Below are 2,629 nucleotides of genomic sequence, written 5' to 3'. Positions count from 1 at the left end.
TCTAAACTTCTTACTCTTAAAAGCTTATATACTTTAGCCTCCTTTGAAAGATGGAGCTTTTCATAAATCCTCTTATCATACTCAATCCTTTTTATCTTTAAATTTTCAGTCTTCACATCTCCATAACATTTTAGCTTTTCACTAAAACCTTTATTACTTAAAAATTGAAACTTAATCCTTTTAAAAGTTCTCTTAACAAACCTTCCCCTCCCTTGAAGAGAATAAATATAACCCATTCCTTCAAGAGCTTCAAAAGCCTTCCGCGTGTCAAACCTTGATATATTAAAAAGCTCTGAAACCTCTCTATCTGAAGGTACCTTTTCATCCTTCTTAAAATCCCCCTTAACAATTTTTTCCGTTATATAATCAATAACATTTCTTCTTCTCTCATAACTATTCAAAACATTCACCCCTTAAAAACTCTTTCTATTTTTCTTAAGCTTCTTCCTTCAAAAATAGTGTTATCTTTGGGTTAAATCTTTGTTTATTAAATTTAACAAAAGAATTTTTTATATAAAAAAGAGCTTTGAAATTTTCAAAACTCTTTTTCACTATATATATTTTAAGCCATCTATTAAAGACTTTATAGTATTTGGAAATGCTAATATAGTATATGTTAAACTAACCTTCCAATCACTCTTGCATCCAATCCCAGTATTTTTTACACCTAATTCATTAGCTATAAGCTCTGCTCTATAAAGATGAAAATCATCTGTAACTATTAACGCTGTATCATTTATAGCTCCTTGTTCCTCTAAAATTTTCTTTGAAAAAGCTATATTTTGAACAGTATTTTTTGATTTATTATCTTCTAATATTCTATCCTTATTTATGCCATGCTCCATTAAATAGTTCCTCATAGCTAAAGCTTCTGAAACCTCTTCATTTGAACCTTGACCACCAGATACAATGACCTTTGTATCCTTATGTAAATTTAGATATTCAATTCCTAAATTTAATCTATTCTCCAACATAGGACCTGGCTTGTCTCCATTCAATCCTCCACCTAGAATTATCTCATACTTATAATTTCCTACATTGTTTACATTTTTGTTTGTATACATATGATAAACATATATACCTTCAAATAAAACATAACTTATTATAGTAATTCCAACAACACCTGAAATAATATATCCTACTACTCTAACTTTTTTACTTTTTATATTTTTTTTATTCTTTATAAAATAAATTATCCCTATTACTAAAATCAGAAATACTACTGCCAAACAAAAAAACAGAAATGTTACTACTTTCAAATTTCTTAACATAGTTTTCACCTCCTTAGTGATTTTACTATACATTTCCTTTTGTAACGTTACAGCTTTATGACAATTGCTTTAAAATAATATTACTTATATTTTTCTCTAACCTCTTTGTTTTTTCCATTTTTTGTATATAATCAAGTTAACAAACTATATTTTAAAGGGGAATAAAATGAAAAAGCTATCACTTATACTTTTATCTTTAATTAGTGTTCTTTTATTTAGTGCTTGTGGAAATGCTAACAATAGCATTCTAAAGGGCTGTTATCAAAGTGGAAGAACAAGTGATAATCATATTATCACAATTTCAATCTATCCAGATAAAACAAGCTTTATCCAATATATAGACCAAAGAGAGGTTAATCTAGGAACTTATGATGAACTAAAGGATAAAACTTACTCTTTAAATGGAAATAATAAATCAATAGATATTTCCTTAAGTAAAGAAAATACTTTTGAACTAACCATAAAAAATGTTAATGATGGTAATCCTATTAAGATGAAAAATATTGATGAAATTCCAGTATCTTATTCATCAGATTTTGATGATGTAAATGACTATATCTCTTTATTAAAGGATTAAAACTATTGTTAAATAAAAAAATTCCACAGAATTAACTGTGGAATTTTTATTATTATAAAACAAATTTTTCTATAGCTTTTGCTACTCCATCATTGTCATTTGAATCTGTTATATAGTCAGCTATTTCTTTCATTTCTGAAGCTCCATTTTCCATAACTATACCAAGCCCTGCATATTCAATCATTGGGTAATCATTCATTTCGTCACCCATTGTTATGATTTCTTCTTTTTTAATTCCTAAATGGTCTGCAAGCATTTTTACTCCAAGACCTTTGTTTGCTTCTTTGTTGAAGAATTCTAAGAAGAATGGTGTACTTCTTGCAACGCTATATTTATCCCATAATTCTTTTGGTAATTTATTTATTCCAGCTTCTAAGACTTCTGGTTCATCTATCATCATTATTTTTATTATTTCTTCATTGTAATCTAAGTTATCATGTGAAACTTCAGTTACTGTTATAAAGTTTTGGTCTGCCTCATATTGAGTGTATTTACTATTCTTTGGAGTTATAAGACCTCTATCTTTTGAGAAAGCATGTATGTTTACTCCAACTTTTCTACTTAAGTTATAAAGATGATTTAAATCTTCTCCATTTATAGCTATATCACAAATAACATCTCTTGATTTACATTTTTGAACTAAGCATCCATTATAGCTTAATACATAATCATCATCGCTTATTAAATCTAATTCTTCTAAATATTTTAAAAGTCCATCAATTGGTCTTCCTGATGCTAAAACTACATATACGCCTTTTTCTCTAGCTTTTCTTATAGCTTC

General features: G+C 27.5%; 4 protein-coding genes. 1 reads left to right on the top strand and 3 read right to left on the bottom strand.

Going from position 1 to position 2,629, the window contains the following annotated elements:
* The coding region (locus ACRC28_RS13100) for a GntR family transcriptional regulator (RefSeq protein WP_438543898.1) at positions 1-401 on the bottom strand (401 nt) is incomplete at its 3' end.
* A 150-nt stretch (positions 402-551) separates the two neighbouring features.
* Entirely contained in the window at positions 552-1,271 is a 720-nt protein-coding gene (locus ACRC28_RS13095; protein WP_438543897.1) for a YdcF family protein, read from the bottom strand.
* A 166-nt stretch (positions 1,272-1,437) separates the two neighbouring features.
* Here ACRC28_RS13095 and ACRC28_RS13090 point away from each other — a divergent pair, with 166 nt between their 5' ends.
* Complete coding sequence (locus ACRC28_RS13090) at positions 1,438-1,848, top strand: hypothetical protein (protein ID WP_438543896.1); 411 nt, start codon at positions 1,438-1,440, stop codon at positions 1,846-1,848.
* Between the two features lie 52 nt (positions 1,849-1,900).
* Here the strand turns inward: ACRC28_RS13090 and ACRC28_RS13085 are convergent.
* A partial coding sequence (locus ACRC28_RS13085) for a Cof-type HAD-IIB family hydrolase (RefSeq protein ID WP_438543895.1) occupies positions 1,901-2,629 on the bottom strand: 729 nt, incomplete at its 5' end.

This window comes from Clostridium sp. (assembly GCF_051650885.1).
In the GTDB taxonomy this organism is placed as follows: Bacteria; Bacillota; Clostridia; order Clostridiales; family Clostridiaceae; genus Clostridium.
This window is presented reverse-complemented; position numbering and strand designations above follow the sequence as displayed.

What these genes read in the sequence shown, in the direction of transcription:
- ACRC28_RS13095 (WP_438543897.1), bottom strand. Translation starts at nt 1,271, where the DNA reads ATGTTAAGAAATTTGAAAGTAGTAACATTTCTGTTTTTTTGTTTGGCA.
- ACRC28_RS13090 (WP_438543896.1), top strand. Translation starts at nt 1,438, where the DNA reads ATGAAAAAGCTATCACTTATACTTTTATCTTTAATTAGTGTTCTTTTA.